This is a genomic window from Serratia sp. CY76391 (assembly GCF_052166695.1).
GTDB classification, from domain to species: domain Bacteria; phylum Pseudomonadota; class Gammaproteobacteria; order Enterobacterales; family Enterobacteriaceae; genus Serratia; species Serratia nematodiphila.
On sequence record NZ_JBJNOJ010000013.1, the window covers coordinates 20,787 to 36,795 of the forward strand.

Sequence of the window (16,009 nt, forward strand, 5' to 3'; positions counted from 1 at the left end):
GCCAACGCGCTGTTTTCAGCATAGAAGAAGCGGCGGGCGGTTTCGGCTATTTTTAACGCTGACGGTTGGCATGAGCCTTTAATGTTGGTTACCCTTAGGCGGTGGTTTCCTACTGGCTGACGAAGCCAGTGTATTTTTGCAAGTTTCTCCCGTTAGGGACTGAGTTAGGACGACACGAATGAAAGATTTGAATGTAGTAGACGGCATCAACGGTGCCGGCGACTGGTTGGTGAAGAACCAGGATCTGTTGATCCAGTATGCGGTGAATATCGTCGCCGCCATCGTTATCCTGATCATCGGTTCGATCGTGGCGCGCGTGGTTGGCAATGCGCTGAACCGCGTAATGAAGCTGCGCGGCATCGACGCCACGGTGGCGGACTTCCTGTCGGCGATCGTGCGCTACGGCGTGCTGGCATTCACCTTCATCGCGGTGCTGGGGCGCGTCGGCGTGCAGACCACCTCGGTGATCGCCGTGCTGGGTGCCGCCGGTTTGGCCGTCGGCCTGGCGTTGCAAGGCTCGCTGTCCAACTTCGCCGCCGGCGTGCTGCTGGTGATCTTCCGCCCGCTGCGCGTGGGTGAGTATGTCGATCTGGGCGGCGTGGCCGGTACCGTCGATCAGGTGCAGATTTTCTCCACCACCCTGCGTACCGCAGACAACAAAACCATCGTGGTGCCGAACGGTAAAATCATCGCCGGCAACATCATCAACTATTCCCGCGAACCGAACCGCCGCGTGGACATCGTGGTAGGCGTGGCCTACAACGCCGATATCGATGTGGTGAAGAAGGTGTTGGGCGACGTGATCGCCGCCGACAAGCGCATCATGCACGCTAAAGGCGTGACCGTGCGTCTGAACGAGATGGCGCCGTCCTCTCTGAACTTCGTGACCCGTTCCTGGACCACTAACGCGGAATACTGGAACGTGTACTTCGATCTGATGGAAAACTTCAAGCGCGCGCTGGATGCCCACAACATCGGCATTCCGTTCCCGCAGATGGACGTGCACCTGTATCGCACTGAAGACGCTTCCGCCAAGGCGGAATAACAGAGAAGGGGGCCTTGGCCCCCTTTTTTATTGCAGGCCGAGACGTCACTGATGGCGCCTCGGCCTTTTATTTTCCGCGAGTTCAGATGCCGGCCGCCGGCTCCGTGAGCGGCGCGCGGCGGCGCAGGCTGAGGCGATAGAGCAGGAAGATGGCGACGGCGCCCAGCAGCGCCGGCAGCGCCAGCCAGAGGAAGAACACTTCCGCCGATCCGGCGGCGGTCATCATCCAGGCGCCGAGCATCGAGCCGACGATCGAGCCGAAGCGGCCGTTGGCCATGGCCCAGCTGACGCCGGTCACGCGGGCTGCGGTCGGGTAAAGGGTGGCGGAGACCAGGTTCAGGCCGTTTTGCGCACCGGCCACGCCGAAGCCAATCAGGAACACGACGGCGGCCAGCGTGTAGACGTCGCCCATCAGATACCCGGTCGCGCCGATCACCAGCGCTGCGCCCAGGTAGGAGACGGCCAGCACGCGGTAGGGCCCGACCCGGTCCATCAGCAGCGCCATCAGGATGGCGCCCAGGGTGCCGCCGAGCGGCACCATCGCCCCGATGCGCGAGGCGTGGGCGATATCGTAACCGGCGTCTTTGAGGATCGTCGGCAGCCAGCTGGTGAGCAGGTAGAACACGAACAGCGAGCAGAAGAACGCCGCCCACAGCAGCAGGGTGCGCACGGCGCGCCCTTCGATAAACAGGTGCGAGATCGGCGACCTGGCCTGTGCCGGGCGCTCGTCATCGACGATGGTGACCCCCGTCCAACGCTGGCCGGTGATACGCTCGACCACCCGGCGCAGCCGATCGGCATGTTTGGCGTTGGCGGCCATAAAGCGTACCGACTCGGGCATCTGCCAGGCCAGCAGCGGCAGCAGCGCCAATGGCGCAATGCCGCCGACCAGCAGCAGGCCGCGCCAGCCGAACGCCGGGATGATCTGCCCGGCCAGCAGGCCGCCCAGGGCCAACCCGGCGGTAAAGCCGCTCCAGCTCAGGGTGACCATCAGCATGCGGCGGCGCGCCGGTGAGTACTCCGAGCTGAGGGTGATGCAGGTCGGTATCGCGCCCCCGAGGCCAATGCCGGTGATAAAGCGCAACCAGGTCAGGGATTCTATCGATTGCGTATAGGCCGAAGCCAGGGTGCAGCCGCCAAACACCAGCACCGCGACGAGCAGCACGCGTTTGCGGCCGATGGCGTCGGCGATCGGCCCGAACAGCAGGCTGCCGATCAGCAGACCGAACAGCCCCGCGCCGAAGGCGGGGGAGAGCTGCGCAGGCAGCAGATCCCACTCTTCGCGCAGCGCCGGGGCGATATAGCCGATGATGGCGGTATCGAAGCCGTCCAGCAGGGCGATGAGGAAACATAAGGTCAGGATCAGGATTTGGTAGGGTGAGATCCTGGCGCGATCGATGATTTCGCTGATGCGAGCGGTATCTGGGCTCATGAGGGTTCCACTGTTATTAAGCTGTTGTGGGCTGGCTGAGGGGCCGTTCAGGCCGCTGTGGCTGGCATCGCGTAGAAACCCGAGTATACACCAGAGGGGGGGCGTTGCGGGGAGCGGGAGTTGATGATCATCGCCCGCCGCAGGAGGTACCTGTGGCGGGCGCTTGGCAAGGTTATTTGGCCAGCAGTTCCCGGCGCACGATCTCGGCGCCTGCACTTAAGGCATTCAGCTTGCCGCGGGCGACCTGACGAGGCAGAGGGGCCATGCCGCAGTTGGTCGACGGATAGAGCTTGTCGGCATCGACAAACTGCAGCGCCTTACGCAGCGTAGCGGCCACTTCTTCCGGCGTCTCAACTGCATGATTCGCCACATCAATGGCGCCGACCATCACTTTCTTTCCGCGAATCAGTTCAAGCAGCTCCATCGGCACGTGCGAGTTATGGCACTCCAACGAGATAATATCGATAGTCGACGTTTGCAGCTTGGGAAACGCCTCTTCATATTGCCGCCACTCAGAGCCCAGCGTCTTTTTCCAGTCGGTATTGGCCTTAATGCCGTATCCATAGCAGATATGTACGGCCGTTTCACACTTAAGCCCTTCAACGGCTCTTTCCAGGGCGGCGATGCCCCAGTCATTCACCTCGTCAAAGAACACGTTAAATGCGGGCTCATCAAACTGAATAATGTCGACGCCGGCGGCCTCAAGCTCTTTGGCTTCCTGATTGAGGATCTTGGCGAACTCCCAGGCCAATTTCTCGCGGCTTTTATAGTGGTTGTCATAAAGCGTGTCGATCATGGTCATCGGCCCCGGCAGGGCCCATTTAATCGGCTGCTGGGTCAGCTGGCGTAAAAATTTGGCGTCTTCAACGAAAACGGGCTTTTGACGCGAGACCGCCCCCACCACGGTTGGCACGCTCGCCTCGTAGCGATTGCGGATTTTAACCACTTCGCGTTTCTCGAAATCGACGCCGCTGAGATGCTCGATAAACGTCGTGACGAAGTGCTGGCGCGTTTGCTCGCCATCGCTGACGATATCGATGCCGGCCTGTTGTTGCTCTGCCAGCGACAAACGCAGGGCGTCTTGCTTGCCTTCGATTAATTCTTCATTTTGCAATTTCCAGGGCGACCACAGGGTCTCCGGTTGGGCCAGCCAGACCGGTTTGGGTAAGCTGCCGGCGGTCGATGTGGGGAGCAATATTTTCATGATAGGTGACCTGTATTTAAGTGAATCAAAGCGCGTAGTGAGCAGACCATTGCTCAAGAATAGGCTTGTAGGGTTTGATAAATTGCTCTTCCGTAAATTTCCCCTGCTCAATCGCTAACTGGCTACGCTCTTCGCGATCGTAAACAATCTTGGTTAATGAATGATCCTGGTTATTCAGGCTTGGCTGATAGCATTGCCCCGCCGCCGAGTTGGCATTGTAAATTTCAGGCCGATAGATTTTTTGGAAGGTCTCCATCGTGCTGATGGTACCAATCAGCTCCAGATCGGTGTAATCGCTCAGCAAATCCCCGGGGAAATAAAACGCCAGGGGCGCGACGCTATTTTTCGGCATGAAGTAGCGCACCTGCAGACCCATTTTTTTAAAATACCGGTCGGTCAGCGAAGCGCCGTCTTGCCGATACTCGTCGCCCAAGATCGGGTGTTGATTGCCCGTCCGATGATAGGTGTCTTTGCTGGACACGCTGAGGCAGATCACCGGCGGTTTGCTGAAATTCTCATGGTATTCGTTTGAATTGACGAAGTGCTTAAAGATATTGCCGTGCAAATCGCCGAAATCATCCGGAATGGTAAATTCCGCCGTGTTTTTATTGTGCGCCGGCAGCAAGACGCTAAAGTCGTAATCGCGCACGTAAGAGGAGAAATTGTTCCCGACGATGCCCTCGATACGCGTTTGCGTTTTTTTATCAAGGATGTTGGTTTTCAGGATTTCTATCACCGGGAAGCTGGCGCTGTGATCTTCAATGCGCATCTCAACCGAAATGATTTCAAGCTCGACCGCATAGCGATCGGCCTTGGGGTTATCCCAATGCGCCAACGAATTGAAGCGGTTGTTAATCATCACCAGCGTGTTGCGCAGGTTCTCCCGGCGATTTTCCCCTCTGGCCAAATTGGCGAAGTTGGTGGTGATACGCGTATTTTCAGAAGGGTTATAATCTTCATCGAAAGAACTGCTCTTAATCGTAAAGGTAAAGTCTCTATTCATCGTCTTATAGCATCCTGTTATATGATATGAAGGCTGGTTTTATCCATTTATTTCAATGGCTTGTTTTTCTATTTTTTCATTCAGCCGATTTCATATTGTCTGTCGTTAATGAGGTCTATTTTTGCCAGAGTCCCGGTGGGAGTGAAAGAGACTTAATTTCATTACCACATGAGCCACATTCATGATCTGGGGTTCAGGTGGGTTTGCCGCCGTCGCCCTGCGGTGCAAGCCGCCCGGCAAGCTGGTGCAGCCTGAAAAATTACGGGTATAATCCCCCCATGACCCCAAGGCTTCAGACACGAACATGACAAAACTCACCTTACAAGAGCAGATGCTCAAAGCGGGCTTGGTAACCAGCAAGAAAATGGCCAAAGTCCAGAGAACGGCTAAAAAATCACGCGTTCAGGCACGCGAAGCCAGAGAGGCGGTGGAAGAGAATAAAAAGGCGCAGCTTGAGCGCGATAAGCAACTGAGCGAGCAGCAAAAGCAGGCCGCGCTGTCCAAAGAATACAAGGCGCAGGTGAAGCAGCTGATCGAGATGAACCGCATCGTCCTGGCGAAAGGCGATATCGGTTTCAACTTCACCGACGGTAACCTGATCAAGAAAATCCTGGTGGATAAAGCGACCCAGACGCAGCTGATCAATGGCCGCCTCGCCATTGCCCGCTTGGTTGTCGAGAGCCGCGAAGAGTGTGAATATGCGATTATCCCCGCGAGCGTCGCCGATAAAATCGCGCAGCGCGATGCGGCCAGCATAGTGCTGCACAGTGCGCTGAGTCAGGAAGAGCAGGATGAAGACGATCCGTACGCCGACTTTAAAGTGCCCGACGATTTGATGTGGTAAGCCGCGTTCAGAACGGCGCGGCGTGACGAGCGGCTATCCGCTCTCCGCTGATGGGGTGTACAAAGTCCAGCTCGCTGGCGTGCAGCATCAGCCGCGGCGTCTGCTCGGTACCCGGCAGCAGGCGCCCGCCATACAGATCGCAACCTAAAATAGGATGGCCCAATTGCCGGCTGTGAATACGCAGCTGGTGGGTGCGTCCGGTCTCCGGGGTGAGCTGCACCCGCGTCAGCGGCAGCGAGATCCCGCCTTCCGTTTCACGATAAAAACGCTCGATGACCCGATAGCGGGAGCGGGCGGGCTTGCCGTGGAGGGCGCAAATCGACATCAGTGGGAACAGCGCCGGATCTTTGGCGATCGCCGCGTCTATTACTCCTTCGTTATCCGCCAGATGGCCGCAGAGCAGCGCGCTGTACACTTTGCCGACGGTGCGTTCGCTGAACTGCCGGCAGAGCGCGGCGTTGACGGCCCTGTTGCGGGCCACCACCATCAAACCGGACGTGCCGAAATCCAGGCGGTGCGCCAGGGCGCAGCCGGGGAACAGCTGTACCAGCCGATGGTGCACCGAATCGAGATTCTGCGGATTTTTGCCCGAGAGGCTGAGCAGCCCGGCCGGCTTATTGATCAGCGCCAGATGATCGTCCTGATAGAGGATCTCTATCTGGTCATGGCATGGCGGGGCGATAAAGGTATCGGTGATCGTAGACATCGGGCGACCGGCTGGAGGGGTGGGGGCGGATGATAGCGAATTTCGCGTCGATGAGCGAATTTGACGGCGCAATCCCGCCGCTTGGAGTATTAGTGCTTCTGATACTGGATTAGAAACATCAATTTCACCTAATGATCGCTTCCTCGTATGATGCGCGTGTTGACCGATACGCGCCCACGTCCGGCGCCTTTTATCATTCGAGGAATCTCCCATGTTAGCCGTCTTCCTGCAGGGTTTTGCCCTGAGCGCCGCCATGATCCTGCCGCTGGGCCCGCAGAACGTATTCGTGATGAATCAGGGCATTCGCCGTCAGTACCATCTGATGATCGCCTCATTGTGCGCACTGAGCGATATCGTGCTGATCTGCGCCGGTATTTTCGGCGGCAGCGCGTTGCTGACCCGCTCGCCGCTGCTGTTGGCGCTGGTCACCTGGGGCGGTGTGGCGTTTCTGCTGTGGTACGGCTGGGGCGCGTTCCGTTCCGCCTTCAGCCCGCAACCGGCGCAGGCCGCGGCGCAGGAGCTGGCGCAGAGCCGCTGGCGCATCGTGGTCACCATGCTGGCGGTCACCTGGCTGAATCCGCACGTCTATCTGGACACTTTCGTGGTGCTCGGCAGCCTGGGCGGACAGCTAACGGCGGATGTGCGCTCCTGGTTCGCGCTTGGCGCGGTCAGCGCGTCGGTCGTGTGGTTCTTCGGGCTGGCGCTGCTGGCCTCCTGGCTGGCGCCGTGGCTGAATACGCAGCGGGCGCAGCGCATCATCAATGCGCTGGTCGGGCTGGTGATGTGGGGCATCGCGCTGCAGCTGGCCTGGCAGGGGGCAAATTTATAAGAATTTGTCACTAATCCGAATTCAAAACGCCGTGCGATATGCTACGTTTGATGCTAGGAATCCGGCGGTTCTCGCAGGGAAAAGCCGGCGATCAGAGACAGCCTGTCATTAAGGAGACACTGTGAAGCTAAAAGCATTGGCTATGGCCGCAATGGTCGGATTAGGGACGCTACCGATGGCGCTGCAGGCGGCTGAATTGCCTGAAGGGCCGCACGTCGTCACCTCCGGCACCGCCAGCGTGGACGCCACGCCGGATATCGCCACCCTGGCGATCGAGGTAAGCGTTTCCTCCAAAGACGCCGCCCAGGCGAAGAAGCAGGTAGACGAGCGCGTGGCGCAGTACTTTGATTTCCTGCAGAAAAACAACATCGAGAAGAAAGACATCAGCGCCGCCAACCTGCGCACTCAGCCAGAATATGACTACCTGAAAACCGGCGAGTCGGTGCTGAAGGGTTACCGGGCGGTGCGCCAGGTGCAGGTCACCCTGCGCCAGTTGGACAAGCTGAACGAGTTGCTGGATGGCGCGCTGAAATCCGGCCTGAACGAGATCCGCGCGGTGGAGCTGGGCGTCGCCAAACCGGACGTGTATCGCGAGCAGGCGCGGCAAAAAGCGATCGAGAACGCGACTCAGCAGGCCGAATCCCTGGCCAAGGGCTTCCACGCCAAGCTGGGGCCGGTGTACAGCATTCGCTACCGGGTCGCCAACTACCAGCCGATGCCGGTGGCGCGGATGTATAAGGCGGCCGGCGCGGCGGCGGAAAACGACGCGGCACAAACCTATGAACAGCAAAGCATTCACTTCGACGATCAGGTGGATGTGGTGTTTGAGCTGCAGCGTAACGCCGCGCAGTAAGGGTGTGGTATTGAAGAAAAGGTTCGCTGCGGCGAACCTTTTTTCGTTTTAATCCTGGCGCAATACCTGATGCCCGTGCTCCAGCAACGCGTCGGTCACTTTACGCATCATGCGGCTCTCCGGCGCGAAGCGGTGCCAGTACAGCATGCGGCGCTGGTACAACCCCGGCGTCAGATCGATCAGTTCGCCGGATGCCAGCTCCTTTTCGATCTGCAGATGCGGGATCATACAGCAGGTGGTGCCCTGACGCGCCAGCTGGACGAAGGCTTCCGATGAGTTCACGATGTGGCAGGGCACGCTGCCCGGCGACAGATCGAAGTTCTGCTGCAGGAATGCCTGGTGCATGTCGTCGAGATGGTCGAAGGCCACCGCCGGCGCTTTCAACAGCGCGGAGCGGGTAACGCCGTTGGGGAAGTAACGTTCGGCGAAGCCGCTGGAGGCCACAAACAGGTAGTCCAGCGCCCCCAGCCGATCCACCAGGCAGCTCGGCAGCGGCTGCGGCTGAATACTCACCGCGCCCACCACCTCACCGCGGCGCAGCCGCTCCTGGGTGCGGGTTTCATCTTCCACCTGCAGATTCAGGCGAATGGGGGAGTCCGCCAGCACCGGCTTCAGCGCCGGCAGCAGCCAGGTCGCCAGACTGTCGGCGTTGACCGCCAGCGACAGCAGCAGCGGCGTATCGACACCGGTGTCGTTGCCCAGCCACTCTTCTTCCAGCAGCTCCACCTGGTGCAGCAGCGCCAGCAGCTTTTGCCCTTGTTCGGTCGGGCGCGGCGGCACGGTACGAACCAGCAGCGGTTGGCCGAACAGGTTTTCCAGCTGTTTGATGCGTTGGGATACCGCCGATTGCGTGATACAGAGTTTTTGCGCGGCGCGCTCGAAGCCGCGCTCACGGATCACCGCGTCCAGCGCTTGCAGCGTACGATAGTCTGGGCGTTTCATCGGAAAGATATCCCTTAAATTAGAATGATACCGGCACTATGCCACATTTTACGCATGGCGCAGGTGGAAAAATCACGCCCCCAGCTCGCCGCCAGGCGGGTAAAAATGCGGGCTGCGGTAAATAAGTGTGATCCTGCCGGCGTGAAAAACAGCGTTTTACCCTATAATACGCACACGTTTTCGTACAGAGGCAAGGGACATATTATGACGCAGGATGAACTGAAAAAAGCGGTGGGCTGGGCGGCGCTGGAATACGTGACGCCGGGCACCATCGTCGGGGTCGGCACCGGCTCTACCGCCGCCCACTTTATTGACGCGCTGGGCTCCATCAAGCACCAGATCGAAGGCGCGGTGTCCAGCTCCGATGCCTCCACCGCCAAGCTGAAAAGCCTCGGCATCCACGTGTTCGACAGCAACGAAGTGGACTCGCTCGATATCTACGTGGACGGCGCGGACGAAATCAACGGCCATATGCAGATGATCAAGGGCGGCGGCGCGGCGCTGACGCGCGAGAAGATCATTGCCGCCATTGCCAAGAAATTTATCTGCATCGTCGACGCCAGCAAGCAGGTGGACGTGCTGGGCAAGTTCCCGCTGCCGGTGGAAGTGATCCCGATGGCTCGCTCTTACGTGGCGCGTGAGCTGGTGAAACTCGGCGGCCTGCCGGAGTATCGCCAGAACGTGGTGACCGACAACGGCAACGTGATCCTCGATGTGCATAACCTGAGCATTACCGACGCCGTGGCGCTGGAGAACAAGATCAACGGCATCGCCGGCGTGGTGACCGTGGGGTTGTTCGCCAACCGTGGCGCGGACGTGGCGCTGGTCGGCACCCCGGAAGGCGTGAAAGTGGTCAAATAAGCTTCTGCCGTTTGTGGCCCGGCGGTGCCGGGCCGCATAATTCTTCGGTTAAAATATCTTTTCTGAAAAACGGCAAATTTGGTGACTTATGTCACATTGTGAAAACTGACTCCCCAAAGCTTCTGCCGAAAACTTTCCCTATGGCATTTTCTGTCGTAAACCGCCATCAACGCTGCGCCTTGTCCTGCCGGGCAGGCAATCGTTTGTATTGCCGCCCGCGTTATTTTTGTTATGTTGGATGGGAGCTGTGTCGTCACAGCCGCTTCTGAAGTCTGAACATAGGGTCGGGTAAATGGCAAAAGTATCATTGGAGAAAGACAGGATTAAATTCCTGTTGGTGGAAGGGGTTCATCAGAGCACGGTCGATAATTTGCGTGCCGCCGGTTATACCAACATCGAATACCACAAGGGTGCGTTAGACACCGAATCGTTGAAGGCATCCATCCGCGATGCACACTTCGTCGGCATCCGATCGCGTACGCATCTGACCGAAGAGGTGTTCGCCGCCGCAGAAAAACTGGTGGCGGTGGGGTGCTTCTGCATCGGCACCAACCAGGTTGATCTGAAAGCGGCGACCAAACGCGGTATTCCGGTCTTCAACGCTCCCTTCTCCAATACCCGATCCGTGGCCGAAATGGTGCTGGGCGAGCTGCTGTTGATGCTGCGCGGCATTCCGGCTGCCAACGCCAAGGCGCACCGCGGCGTGTGGCACAAACTGGCCGTGGGCTCCTATGAGGCGCGCGGCAAAAAACTGGGCATCATCGGCTACGGCCATATCGGCACCCAACTGGGCATTCTGGCCGAAGGGCTGGGCATGAAGGTGTTCTTCTACGACATCGAGAACAAGCTGCCGCTGGGCAATGCGCAGCAGGTGCGCCATCTGTCCGATCTGCTCAATATGAGCGACGTGGTGACGCTGCACGTGCCGGAAACGCCATCGACCAAAAATATGATGGGGGCGGAAGAACTGGCGCTGATGAAACCGGGCGCCATTCTGATCAACGCCTCGCGCGGCACCGTGGTGGATATTCCCGCGCTGTGCGACGCGCTGGCCAGCAATCACCTGGCGGGCGCGGCGATCGACGTCTTCCCGGAAGAGCCGGCGACCAACAGCGATCCGTTCAACTCGCCGCTGTGTGAGTTCGACAACGTGCTGCTGACGCCGCACATCGGCGGTTCCACCCAGGAAGCGCAGGAGAACATCGGCGACGAAGTGGCCGGCAAGCTGGCGAAATACTCCGACAACGGATCGACTCTGTCCGCCGTCAACTTCCCGGAAGTGTCGCTGCCGGCGCATGGCCCGAACGCCAGCCGCCTGCTGCACATCCACGAAAACCGTCCGGGCGTGCTGACGCAGATTAACCAGATCTTTGCCGAAGAGGGAGTTAACATCGCCGCACAGTATCTGCAAACCGGGCCGGAAATCGGCTATGTGGTGATCGACATCGAAGCGGAAACCGCGCGCGCCGACGCCGCGCTGCAGCGTATGAAGGCCATCGACGGCACCATCCGCGCCCGCCTGCTGTTCTGATTCGGCGGCATGCCGCAACGAAAAAGGCCGGAGCGATCCGGCCTTTTGCTATTTTGGCTCATGCCACGCCCAGCTGCAGAGCGGGGTGAGGATTTCCGGCAGCGGGATATCCCAGTGTTCGGTCGGCAGATGCTCCACCTGCTGGCAATCATGGGCCAGGCCGATGGGATAGGGGCCGCCGCTGCGCCAGTTTTGCAGGGTGCGATCGTAAAAGCCGCCACCCATGCCCAGACGCTGCCCGGTATGATCGAACGCCACCAGCGGTGTCAGCACCACCTCCAGTTCACCCAGCGGCAACACCTTGCGCACATCGAGGCGCGGTTCGAGAATATTGAAGCGATTGCGCACCAGCGGCGTTTCCGGCGCATAGCGCAGGAACAGCAGGTGGCCCGGGCTGAAAGGATGCAGCACCGGCAGGTAAACCCGTTTGCCGAGCGTCCACAGCCGTTCGATCAGCGGCCCGGTATCGAGTTCGCCGTCAAACGACAAAAACACCGCGATGCTGTGCGCCGCCTGAATGCGTTCATGCGTGACGAGGCGTTCGGCTATCTTTTCTGCGGCAAAGCGTTGCTGGCCCGGCGTAAGCTCGCGCCGACGTTGGCGAATGAGTTGACGAATGGTTTGGCGCTGCTGCGCGAATTGGGGTTGAAAAGGCATCGTATCAGGCTTGCTCTGTGTGGTGTTCAGCACACATAAACCGCTGAGAAGGGGAATCTCCGAGATGCCGTCGCAGGCTGTAACCCTTGAACCCATGGTTCAAGGTGAACGTGCCGTCGCAATCTTAAGGCTTCTCGGCGCACCGAGCGTGCTCACCGATCGCGGAGCAACACATTCTGTTTGTACTAAATATCGGCTCAGGGGACTGGCCCGCTGGCGAACATCTCAGAGAAATTTTGTACTCGTTGCCGAAACTTTGATTTCAACAACTTAAGTTATTCGAATTGTGCATCCTGACGTTCAGAGATGCGACCTTGTTCAAGCAGCGCTTGTTCAATGGTCTGCTGCAGCATCCGTATGCGTTGTTCCATATTGGACGCGTAGTCACGGGTTTTCAACCGTTCTTGAGCAAGTTCGTGACAGACGTTCAATGCCGCGATGAAAACCAGTTGCTCAGTATTGGAGACTCTAGTGCGAACTTTAAGATCTTGCAACCGTTGGTTAAGATCGTCCGCCGCCATATTCAACGCATCTTGTTGTTCTGGCGGGCAATTGACTCTTAACGAGCGGCCAAAAATTTGAATATCTACCGGTTGTGCAGACATGCCACCTTCCTGCCTAAATTTCGCGCCAGCCTTGTCCGCCCTGGCCGGGTCGTCAAAGCGGGCGCCACTATATATACCTCGGTACCAAGATACAACCCCTTTTTCAGTACCTGGTTGTAATCTACTGTGGCGCACATTGCCAGTCAAAAAAGGGTTTCAAAATGCGTATTTACCGCACTTTCGTCACCCGCCGGCGCAGTGTGAAACCTGCCACATCGCGATTATAACTAGCCACTGAGGTGTCGCGCTTATCTGGTATAGCGACGGACCTTGGTGGTAGCATAACACGAACTTATCCTGCCAACGATGACGAATGCGCATGTCTATACAGAATACATTTCCAAGTTACCAATCTTTAACCGTGGCCCTCAACCAGCAGTCGGTGGCGCTGACCGCGGCAGAAATGCACGGCCTGATCAGCGGCCTGCTGTGTGGCGGCAGCCGTGACGCCGGCTGGCAGGCACTGGTGCACGATCTGACCAACGAAGGCGTCGCCTTCCCACAGGCGCTCAGCCAACCGCTGCAGCAGCTGTATGAAGCGACGCGTGACACGCTGGAAGATGACGAATTCCTGTTCCAACTGATGCTGCCTGAAGGGGAGATCGTCAGCGTGTTCGATCGCGCCGACGCGCTGGCTGGTTGGGTCAACCACTTCCTGCTCGGGCTGGGCATGATGCAGCCGAAGCTGGCTCAGGTGAAAGACGAAGTCGGTGAAGCGATCGACGATCTGCGCAACATCGCGCAACTGGGCTACGACGAAGACGAAGATCAGGAAGAATTGGAACAGTCGTTGGAAGAAGTGGCGGAGTATGTGCGGGTCGCCGCCATCATGTGCCACGGCGAATTCACCCGTCACAAACCGACGGCGCCGGAAAATATCAAACCGACGCTGCACTAAACGTTCTATCGCCCCTCCGCCGGCGGTGCGGATGGCATGATTTCAGGAGAAGGTAATGACTCAGCAGGAATTCAACAACCGCCGCCAGGCGCTGTTGGCGAAAATGGCGCCGGCCAGCGCGGCGGTTATTTTCTCTGCGCCGGAAACGACGCGCAGTGCAGATTCAGACTATCCCTACCGGCAGAACAGCGATTTTTGGTACCTAACCGGCTTCAATGAGCCGGAAGCGGTGCTGGTACTGATTAAAAGCGACGAAACGCACAACCACAGCGTGTTGTTCAACCGGGTGCGCGATTTGACGGCGGAAATCTGGTTTGGCCGCCGCCTGGGGCAAGACGCCGCACCGGCAAAGCTGGGCGTGGATCGCGCGCTGCCGTTCGATGAAATCAATGACCAACTGCACCTGCTGCTCAATGGCCTGGATGCGGTCTACCACGCGCAGGGCGAATACGCCTATGCCGATCAGATCCTGTTCGGCGCGTTGGACAAGCTGCGCAAGGGGTTCCGCCAGAATCTGCAGGCGCCTGCCACCGTGACCGACTGGCGGCCGTGGCTGCACGACATGCGCCTGTTCAAATCGCCCGAAGAGCTGGCGGTGATGCGCCGCGCCGGTGAGATCAGCGCGTTGGCGCATACCCGCGCGATGGAAAAATGCCGCCCGGGCATGTTCGAATATCAGCTGGAAGCAGAAATTCATCATGAGTTCACCCGCCTCGGCGCTCGCTATCCGTCTTACAACACCATCGTCGGCAGCGGCGAAAACGGCTGCATCCTGCACTACACCGAGAACGAGAGCCAGATGCGCGACGGCGATCTGGTGCTGATCGACGCCGGTTGCGAGTTCCAGGGGTATGCCGGCGACATCACCCGCACCTTCCCGGTCAACGGCAAGTTCAGCCGGCCGCAGCGAGCAGTGTACGATATCGTGCTGGCGTCGCTGCAGCGTGCGCTGGAGCTGTTTAAGCCCGGCACCAGCATCCGCGAAGTCAACGACGAAGTGGTGCGCATCATGGTGGTCGGGCTGGTGGAGCTGGGCGTATTGAAAGGTGAAGTCGATCAATTGATCGCCGAGCAGGCTCACCGTCAGTTCTTTATGCATGGGTTGAGCCACTGGTTGGGTCTCGACGTGCACGACGTTGGCCACTATGGCACGCCGAGCCGCGATCGGCTGCTGGAGCCGGGCATGGTGCTGACCGTGGAACCGGGGCTGTATATCGCGCCGGATGCGGACGTGCCGGAGGAATACCGCGGCATCGGCATCCGCATCGAGGACGACATCGTGATCACCGCCGACGGCAATGAAAACCTGACCGCCACCGTGGTGAAAGACGCCGATGCCATCGAGGCCTTGATGGCGGCGGCAAGGTCATAGCATGAGCGTCATTATCGTTGGTGGCGGTATGGCGGGCGCGACGCTGGCGCTGGCTATCTCGTCGCTTACTCAGGGAAGAATGGCGGTGGATCTGGTCGAGGCGACCCGGCCGGACGACCGCAGCCATCCTGGCTTTGACGCCCGCGCCATCGCTTTGGCGCAGGGCACCTGCCAACAGCTGGCGCGCATCGGCGTTTGGCCGGCGCTGCGCGACTGCGCCACGCCGATCACTCAGGTGCACGTCAGCGATCGCGGTCACGCCGGTTTCGTTAATCTGCAGGCGCAGGATTATCAGGTCGATGCGCTCGGCCAGGTGATCGAACTGCACGACGCCGGGCAGCGGCTGTTCGCGCTGCTGGCGAAGGCGCCGGGCGTCACGCTGCACTGCCCCGCGCGGGTGGTGGACGTGATTCGCACCGCGGAGCGGGCGGAAGTGCTGCTGGACAACGGCCAGCGTCTGCGTGGGCAGCTGCTGGTGGCGGCCGACGGCTCACGTTCGGCGCTGGCGCAGGCCTGCAACGTGCAGTGGCGGCAGGAGGACTATCCGCAGTTCGCCACCATCGCCAACGTCACCACGGCGGAAGATCCGCAGGGGCGCGCCTTTGAACGCTTTACCCGTTATGGGCCGCTGGCGCTGTTGCCGATGTCACAGGGGCGCAGTTCGCTGGTGTGGTGCCATGCGCGCGAAGATCGCGCCCGGGTGGATGCCTGGGACGACGCGCGTTTTATCGCCGAGCTGCAACAGGCCTTCGGCTGGCGGCTGGGGCGCATCCTCAAGGCCGGTAAGCGGCACAGTTATCCACTTGGCTTGCTGACCGCCGATCGTCATGTCAGCCACCGGCTGGCGCTGGTGGGCAACGCGGCGCAGACGCTGCATCCGATCGCCGGGCAGGGGTTCAACCTTGGTCTGCGCGATGTGATGTCGCTGGCGGAAACGCTGGCGGAAGCGATGAACAGCGGCGAAGACGCCGGCGGTTATGCGCTGCTGAGCCGCTATCAGCAGCGGCGGCAAAACGATCAGCAGGCAACGATCGGCGTGACCGACGGATTGATCCGCCTGTTCGCCAACCGTTATGCCCCGCTGGTGTTCGGCCGCAATCTGGGGCTGATGGCGATGGAGCGTTTGCCGGCGGTGCGCGACGCCTTCGCCAAGCGCACATTGGGCTGGGTGGAACGTTAGACACAGAATCGGGCGCCCTGTGGCGCGCCCAAAAACGCGGCGTGGCA

The 16,009-nt window shown here is 59.5% G+C and carries 16 protein-coding genes and 1 other RNA gene; 9 read left to right on the forward strand and 8 right to left on the reverse strand.

What is annotated here, in order from left to right:
* Nucleotides 1-178 precede the first annotated feature (178 nt).
* Nucleotides 179-1,045, forward strand: coding sequence for a small-conductance mechanosensitive channel MscS (gene mscS, locus ACJ8PN_RS20990; RefSeq protein WP_015378992.1), 867 nt, complete (start codon nt 179-181; stop codon nt 1,043-1,045).
* Nucleotides 1,046-1,127: 82 nt separating this feature from the next.
* Here the strand turns inward: mscS and ACJ8PN_RS20995 are convergent, their stop codons facing one another.
* The 3 genes from ACJ8PN_RS20995 to ACJ8PN_RS21005 form a co-directional block, all read right to left on the reverse strand.
* On the reverse strand, nt 1,128-2,477 hold the full coding sequence (locus tag ACJ8PN_RS20995; RefSeq protein WP_442535192.1) for an MFS transporter: 1,350 nt from the start codon (nt 2,475-2,477) through the stop codon (nt 1,128-1,130).
* A 172-nt stretch (nt 2,478-2,649) separates the two neighbouring features.
* On the reverse strand, nt 2,650-3,681 hold the full coding sequence (locus ACJ8PN_RS21000) for a methionine synthase (protein ID WP_171454712.1): 1,032 nt from the start codon (nt 3,679-3,681) through the stop codon (nt 2,650-2,652).
* 25 nt (nt 3,682-3,706) lie between these two features.
* Nucleotides 3,707-4,684, reverse strand: coding sequence for a DUF1852 domain-containing protein (locus ACJ8PN_RS21005; RefSeq protein WP_171454711.1), 978 nt, complete (start codon nt 4,682-4,684; stop codon nt 3,707-3,709).
* A gap of 304 nt (nt 4,685-4,988) precedes the next feature.
* Here ACJ8PN_RS21005 and ACJ8PN_RS21010 point away from each other — a divergent pair, with 304 nt between their 5' ends.
* Nucleotides 4,989-5,528, forward strand: a complete 540-nt coding sequence (locus ACJ8PN_RS21010; RefSeq protein ID WP_004931599.1) for a DUF2058 domain-containing protein — start codon at nt 4,989-4,991, stop codon at nt 5,526-5,528.
* A 7-nt stretch (nt 5,529-5,535) separates the two neighbouring features.
* On the opposite strand, the gene ACJ8PN_RS21015 is transcribed toward ACJ8PN_RS21010, so the two are convergent.
* Entirely contained in the window at nt 5,536-6,234 is a 699-nt protein-coding gene (locus ACJ8PN_RS21015) for an RluA family pseudouridine synthase (RefSeq protein ID WP_442535193.1), read from the reverse strand.
* Nucleotides 6,235-6,445: 211 nt separating this feature from the next.
* Between ACJ8PN_RS21015 and argO the strand changes: the two genes are divergently transcribed.
* The gene (gene argO, locus ACJ8PN_RS21020) at nt 6,446-7,063 is read left to right on the forward strand and encodes an arginine exporter ArgO (protein WP_171454709.1); all 618 of its coding nucleotides are present in this window, start codon (nt 6,446-6,448) and stop codon (nt 7,061-7,063) included.
* Between the two features lie 121 nt (nt 7,064-7,184).
* Nucleotides 7,185-7,916 carry an oxidative stress defense protein gene (locus ACJ8PN_RS21025; protein ID WP_031300626.1) on the forward strand — a complete coding sequence of 244 codons (732 nt, stop codon included), beginning with the start codon at nt 7,185-7,187 and terminating at the stop codon, nt 7,914-7,916.
* 48 nt (nt 7,917-7,964) lie between these two features.
* Here ACJ8PN_RS21025 and ACJ8PN_RS21030 read toward each other — a convergent pair whose 3' ends face one another.
* Nucleotides 7,965-8,858, reverse strand: coding sequence for a LysR family transcriptional regulator ArgP (locus ACJ8PN_RS21030; RefSeq protein WP_004931613.1), 894 nt, complete (start codon nt 8,856-8,858; stop codon nt 7,965-7,967).
* A gap of 204 nt (nt 8,859-9,062) precedes the next feature.
* Between ACJ8PN_RS21030 and rpiA the strand changes: the two genes are divergently transcribed.
* Both rpiA and serA read left to right on the forward strand, forming a co-directional pair.
* On the forward strand, nt 9,063-9,719 hold the full coding sequence (rpiA, locus tag ACJ8PN_RS21035) for a ribose-5-phosphate isomerase RpiA (protein ID WP_004931614.1): 657 nt from the start codon (nt 9,063-9,065) through the stop codon (nt 9,717-9,719).
* A 292-nt stretch (nt 9,720-10,011) separates the two neighbouring features.
* The gene (gene serA / locus ACJ8PN_RS21040) at nt 10,012-11,250 is read left to right on the forward strand and encodes a phosphoglycerate dehydrogenase (protein WP_004931617.1); all 1,239 of its coding nucleotides are present in this window, start codon (nt 10,012-10,014) and stop codon (nt 11,248-11,250) included.
* 48 nt (nt 11,251-11,298) lie between these two features.
* Here the strand turns inward: serA and ACJ8PN_RS21045 are convergent, their stop codons facing one another.
* The 3 genes from ACJ8PN_RS21045 to zapA all read right to left on the reverse strand — a co-directional run bounded on the left by ACJ8PN_RS21045 (nt 11,299) and on the right by zapA (nt 12,512).
* Nucleotides 11,299-11,907, reverse strand: a complete 609-nt coding sequence (locus tag ACJ8PN_RS21045; RefSeq protein WP_033632150.1) for a 5-formyltetrahydrofolate cyclo-ligase — start codon at nt 11,905-11,907, stop codon at nt 11,299-11,301.
* 52 nt (nt 11,908-11,959) lie between these two features.
* A non-coding RNA gene (gene ssrS, locus ACJ8PN_RS21050) (6S RNA) lies at nt 11,960-12,142 on the reverse strand.
* A gap of 40 nt (nt 12,143-12,182) precedes the next feature.
* On the reverse strand, nt 12,183-12,512 hold the full coding sequence (gene zapA, locus ACJ8PN_RS21055) for a cell division protein ZapA (RefSeq protein WP_004931621.1): 330 nt from the start codon (nt 12,510-12,512) through the stop codon (nt 12,183-12,185).
* A 319-nt stretch (nt 12,513-12,831) separates the two neighbouring features.
* Between zapA and ACJ8PN_RS21060 the strand changes: the two genes are divergently transcribed.
* From ACJ8PN_RS21060 to ubiH, 3 genes are read left to right on the forward strand one after another with little or no spacing between them, the layout of a single operon-like run.
* The gene (locus ACJ8PN_RS21060; RefSeq protein ID WP_004931622.1) at nt 12,832-13,410 is read left to right on the forward strand and encodes a YecA/YgfB family protein; all 579 of its coding nucleotides are present in this window, start codon (nt 12,832-12,834) and stop codon (nt 13,408-13,410) included.
* Between the two features lie 55 nt (nt 13,411-13,465).
* Entirely contained in the window at nt 13,466-14,782 is a 1,317-nt protein-coding gene (gene pepP, locus ACJ8PN_RS21065; RefSeq protein WP_004931624.1) for a Xaa-Pro aminopeptidase, read from the forward strand.
* A 1-nt stretch (nt 14,783) separates the two neighbouring features.
* Nucleotides 14,784-15,962 (forward strand): 2-octaprenyl-6-methoxyphenyl hydroxylase, encoded by a 1,179-nt coding sequence (gene ubiH / locus ACJ8PN_RS21070; protein ID WP_442535194.1) that lies wholly within the window; start codon nt 14,784-14,786, stop codon nt 15,960-15,962.
* The last annotated feature ends 47 nt before the right edge of the window (nt 15,963-16,009 follow it).